5 protein-coding genes and 1 riboswitch are annotated in these 4,895 nt (G+C 45.0%); of the genes, 2 read left to right on the forward strand and 3 right to left on the reverse strand.

The window, feature by feature from the left end; genetic code table 11:
• The first annotated feature begins 122 nt into the window (after positions 1-122).
• Positions 123-1,178: a calcium/sodium antiporter gene (locus B3O33_RS06085; protein ID WP_292359429.1), complete on the forward strand. Its 1,056-nt coding sequence runs from the start codon at positions 123-125 to the stop codon at positions 1,176-1,178.
• A gap of 11 nt (positions 1,179-1,189) precedes the next feature.
• On the opposite strand, the gene B3O33_RS06090 is transcribed toward B3O33_RS06085, so the two are convergent.
• The 3 genes from B3O33_RS06090 to B3O33_RS06100 all read right to left on the reverse strand — a co-directional run bounded on the left by B3O33_RS06090 (position 1,190) and on the right by B3O33_RS06100 (position 3,753).
• The gene (locus B3O33_RS06090) at positions 1,190-2,044 is read right to left on the reverse strand and encodes an alpha/beta fold hydrolase (protein WP_292363194.1); all 855 of its coding nucleotides are present in this window, start codon (positions 2,042-2,044) and stop codon (positions 1,190-1,192) included.
• A 96-nt stretch (positions 2,045-2,140) separates the two neighbouring features.
• A complete protein-coding gene (locus B3O33_RS06095) occupies positions 2,141-3,172 on the reverse strand; it encodes a M48 family metalloprotease (protein WP_292359425.1) in 1,032 nt (343 codons plus the stop codon).
• Positions 3,173-3,174: 2 nt separating this feature from the next.
• A complete protein-coding gene (locus tag B3O33_RS06100; protein ID WP_292359423.1) occupies positions 3,175-3,753 on the reverse strand; it encodes a LemA family protein in 579 nt (192 codons plus the stop codon).
• Between the two features lie 226 nt (positions 3,754-3,979).
• A riboswitch (cobalamin riboswitch) is annotated at positions 3,980-4,293 on the forward strand.
• A gap of 97 nt (positions 4,294-4,390) precedes the next feature.
• On the opposite strand from B3O33_RS06100, the gene B3O33_RS06105 reads away from it, so the two are divergent.
• A partial coding sequence (locus B3O33_RS06105; protein ID WP_292363195.1) for a hypothetical protein occupies positions 4,391-4,895 on the forward strand: 505 nt, incomplete at its 3' end.

Consider the following 4,895-nt stretch of genomic DNA (forward strand, 5'->3'; position numbering starts at 1 on the left):
CATTTGTCAATCACTTATGTAGGAAGGCTACACGTCGTGCTTTCCGCCTTGTCGGACACAAAAATAGCCTCCAGCAGCGGTGGATATGAAAGATAAACAAGCCCTAATCAAGGATAAAGAAGATGACGTTGTTAATGTTAGCGGCAGGATTCGTTTTGTTGATTGTCGGTGCCGAATTACTGGTTAAAGGTGCTTCTCGTTTAGCAACCAGCTTTGGTATTCCGGCTTTAGTCGTGGGTCTTACGGTGGTGGCTTTTGGTACCAGCGCACCGGAGTTAGCGGTCAGTGTAAAAGCGGCATTTTCCGGACAAGCCGAGTTGGCCATTGCCAATGTGGTGGGCAGTAATATTTTTAATATTCTGTTTATTCTGGGCTTAGCTGCATTGATTATGCCGCTGATGGTTTCGCAACAGCTGATCCGTCAGGATGTGCCGATCATGATGGGTGTCAGTTTTGTTGCTTTATGGATGATTCAAGACGGCAGTATCGGCAAGCCGGAAGCTGGTTTGCTGTTTTTGGGAGTCATTCTGTATACGGTATTTCTGTTTTATCAGGGTAAAAAAACCGGTATCGAGGACAGACAAGCATCCAGCAGCCAAACAGCACCTATATGGCAAAATATTTTGCTACTGATAGTGGGCCTCGCGTTACTGGTTCTGGGCGCCAGATGGTTGGTGCAAAGCGCCGTGACAATCGCCTCCTCATTTGGTGTCAGTGAGGCAGTCATTGGGTTAACCATTATTGCGGCTGGCACTTCTTTACCCGAAGTGATGACATCTATTGTTGCCACCATTAAAGGTGAACGAGATATCGCTATTGGCAATGTGGTCGGCAGTAATATCTTTAATATTCTGGCGGTATTAGGCTTGTCAGGTTTGCTATCACCTACCCCATTACTGGCTAGCGAGCAGTTAAGCCAAATCGATTTTCCGGTGATGGTTGCAGTTGCAGTTTTATGTTTGCCATTGTTCTTTCTCGGCAGCACGTTAAATCGTTTCGAAGGCTTTTTATTCCTGCTGTTATATGTTGCTTATGTGTGGTTTACCATCGCAATAGCCTTATCCCTGCCCTATCTGCAAGATTTACAAACCGTCCTGATCTATGGATTAGCACCTTTAGTTGGTTTTTATGTATTGCTGTGCCTGATAAATGATTTATTACAGCGGCGATATAAGTAATGCACAAGTGACTAGTCAGTAGCTTTCTGAGTCAAGTGCTGTCGTAACCGGTCGTCAACCTGCTCAGAGGCTTCCAAGTGTGGAGCATGACCAACATTCTCGAGAGATAACATCTCTGCTCCTGGCAAGATAGCCAACAGTTTTGCTGATTCTGAATATGGGGTAACGATATCCTGTTTGCCCCATATTAATAAGGTCGGAATATTCTGCTGGCCTAGCTGCTGGTATGTGTCCAGATGATTATCGGCCAACAAATGACGTGCTGTAGATAGCAGGCTTTTTCGAGTGTCTTTCACCATGATTTCGTCTAAAAAACGGGTTTTTATCGTATCCAGTTCAGCCACTGGCAGATAAACCATATTTTCAATATGCTTCGTCAACTGGGTTCTCATCAGCACAATAGCCAACGGATCAGCTAATAACGGGAGTTGAAATAAAGCAACATCCTGGCGTTGGCTTAACGGCGATAACAGTGTCAGGGTGGTTATTTTTAATGGTTCGTTTGCTGCAAACTCAGCGGCAACCAACGCCCCCATTGAGATACCGACTAAATGAAACGGTTCAGTAATGGCTAATGTTTGTAGCAAAGCCCGCAACTGATTCACAAACAGATCTTTATCGTAAATAACGTCTGGTCGATCTGAAAAACCTCGCCCATATAAATCAAAGCGTAATACACGAAAGCCATCTGCAACCAGTCTGTCGAAAGTGCCATCCCACAGGTGTGAGCCTATAGCAAAACCATGTACCAGGATCACCAATGGTGCGTTTTCAGGTCCCTGCAATTCATAAAAAGTGTTACCGGCACTGAGTCTGGCAAGCTGACCAGACGAAGCTGGATCGCGAGCGTCTTCAATGTTCAGCACTTCAGGATCCTGCCATCTGGCCACAGCATAGAATATGACCCAAAGCAGGATTATCAGCAGTGACAAATATTTGATGATCTGCACGGTTATTACGCGCTAACTATTTTGTTCGGTTGTTTCGATTACAGGCCAGCCATTATTTTCTGGGTCAAAAGCAGGATCCAGCACCTGAATACGTTTAACCAATGGAGGATGCGTTGATAATAATCCGGACATTTTGTTAGAAAGCTCGGAAAACATCATATGTCTTGCCTCTTCCAATTCATCATGTACGGGTTCTTTAATACCTTTTTGGCTCAGGCTGCCTATTTTTTTCAAAGCACCGGCTAAAGCGATAGGATCCCCGGTATAGCGTGTAGCATCAGCATCAGCAAGATATTCACGTTGACGAGAAATTGCTGCCTGCATGATTTTTCCCATAAAAGCCCCTAATAATCCCAACAGGATCAGAGCAATCCCTATTAAGGCTATCTGGGCTCCCCCTTTTCTGCCCCGGCCACCGGAATGCATCAAAATACGTCCCAAAATATACAAAGCCATTAAGCCATGAATCAGGCCAATGACCCGCAGATTTAATCGCATATCCAGATTACGGATATGGGCAAACTCATGAGCAACAACGGCAGTCAGTTCATCGCGATTTAATAACGTCAATGCGCCACGAGTCACGGCAATAGCCGCATTATCGGGGGAGCTCCCGGCCGCGAACGCATTAATTCCGGGTTCGTTTTCAATGATAAAAATCTGCGGTGTCTGGAGGCTGGCACCCAACGCCACTTCCTCAACAATGTTTCTATAGCGTGTAACCAAGTGGTCACCCGTTATCTCATTAATCTCGGTTGCACCTAAAGCATGAGCCACTTTCGCACCGTCACCTCCCATGGTGACAATTTTCCAGACAGAGGTGAGAACAATTACCGTAGCAACGCCGGCAGCAACCAGCCCAAATAATGGCCAGTTAACCATTATCTGTTCAGTCTGATTAATGCTGTCGCCGCTCATCCTGACAGAAGCCAGTGCGGCAATGACGGCGGCAATCAATGCCACGGAAAAGATAAACAAAGTCATTATCAGCCGACTTTGTTTTCGGGCATTTGCTCCAAGTTGATAGCTGCTCATTGCAGCCATTTTTAAAATTCAACCTTGGGAGCTTCTTGAATCGCTTCACGGTCATCAAACTCCAGCTCTGATGCGCGAGTAAAGCTGAACATATTGGCTAGAATATTGGTCGGAAAAGTTTCCAGAACATTGTTATATTCAAGCACCGTATTATTGTAGCCGCGGCGTGAGGCTGCGACTTTATTTTCAATACTGGTCAGCTGTTCCATCAGATCCCGGAAAGCACCATCTGCTTTCAGATCTGGATAAGCTTCTGATAACGCAAAAATGCCACCCATTGCTTTTCCTAAAACACTCTCAGCCTGCCCCAGCGCCAGCATGGACTTTGCATCGCCCGAGTCAGTTTGATCACGCATTTTTTCTGCCTGATTGCGAGCTTCAATGACCCCATTAAGGGTTTCCTGTTCATGCTGGGCATAGCCTTTAACGGTGCTGACCAGTTGGGGAATCATGTCATGGCGTTGTTTAAGTGTGACGTCTATCTGTTTGAATGCATTTTGAAAGATATTTCGATGCCGCACCAATTTATTGTATTCAATAATCACATATAAAATCAGTAAGCCGGCAATCCCTAGTAATACCCATTCCATATTGACTCTCCTTATAGTGAACTTAATGTCGTGATTGATTATGAATTAGTTACCCAAAGTTCGAAACAGCTTACTGACTATGGAAGCTAAGGGCCATTAATGTTCAGCCAAATACTATCTCAATAGCATTTTGGGGCTTACTTTTGAAGCCAATCAAGCAACGTTTGCAAGCTGACTCGTATTACTAAAAATATCGCCTGGTTTGCTTGAATAACAATTGTCTGTATTATCGCTGGCAGTTTCAGGTGCCTTTATTACAACATGTGATAAAGGTTAAACGGGAAACAGGTGACCCACTCGTTTGGTTATGCCTGTACTGCCCCCGCAACGGTAAACAGTTATGTCATTTTTCTGGTCACTATCAGCTTGATAGATCGACAGTCACTGTACTTCGGTATGGGAAGACGAGAAATGATGCTGAGGGTCTGTTTATCTTTCATCGCCACCACTGTTTTGGGTTTCTCAAAACAGCGATAAAAGATAAACAAACCCTATGGCTAAACTGTAAGTCCGGAGACCGGCCCGAAACTAAATGGAGTCGTGGCGGGGTGCCTATACGTTTCCGGAATTACACCTTTATTGCCCCCTGCCCGCTATTGACCAATTGATCGCTGTTATTGCTTCGGCAGGATGCTTTATGTCTTTTATTTTCAAATTCCCCATCAGCCTGCTGAAGCAGGTTATTTTCCTCATAATTGCAGTAACCACCGCGATTGCATCAGCGCATGCAACAGAGCAAAGTGTCACCGTTATCGTGTCGGACCGATCTGCTCCGACCCTGGTGGCTGGCGCGCATCAGCTATTGCAACAGCAGGCTGATGCGAAAATACAAATTCGCACCGTCAGTCAGCTTAACTCGCTGAATGATAATGCCCTTCAGCAATTATTTGATAACAGCGGCAGCTTATTGATCGTAGGTGTATTCGGGGATGCGGTTGAGCGTTTGCTCAGTCGTCAATATAAAAATAAACAAAAACGCTATGTATTGCATAGTGACCAGCGACTCATTCAATTAAATAGTGATCCCGTTACAGATTTCATTCCTGAACAAGTACTTAGCGATAAAATCTCATTAAGCTCGGCAGAAATGCTACAAAACAAACAAGACGAATATCCCGCCTATCAAAACTGGCTACAGGCTC

Source organism: Methylophaga sp. UBA1464 (genome assembly GCF_002325665.1).
In the GTDB taxonomy this organism is placed as follows: Bacteria; Pseudomonadota; Gammaproteobacteria; order Nitrosococcales; family Methylophagaceae; genus Methylophaga.

Bases quoted from the DNA above. Each gene is read 5' to 3' on its own strand.
- B3O33_RS06085 (WP_292359429.1), top strand. From the start codon at position 123: ATGACGTTGTTAATGTTAGCGGCAGGATTCGTTTTGTTGATTGTCGGT.
- B3O33_RS06095 (WP_292359425.1), bottom strand. From the start codon at position 3,172: ATGGCTGCAATGAGCAGCTATCAACTTGGAGCAAATGCCCGAAAACAA.
- B3O33_RS06100 (WP_292359423.1), bottom strand. From the start codon at position 3,753: ATGGAATGGGTATTACTAGGGATTGCCGGCTTACTGATTTTATATGTG.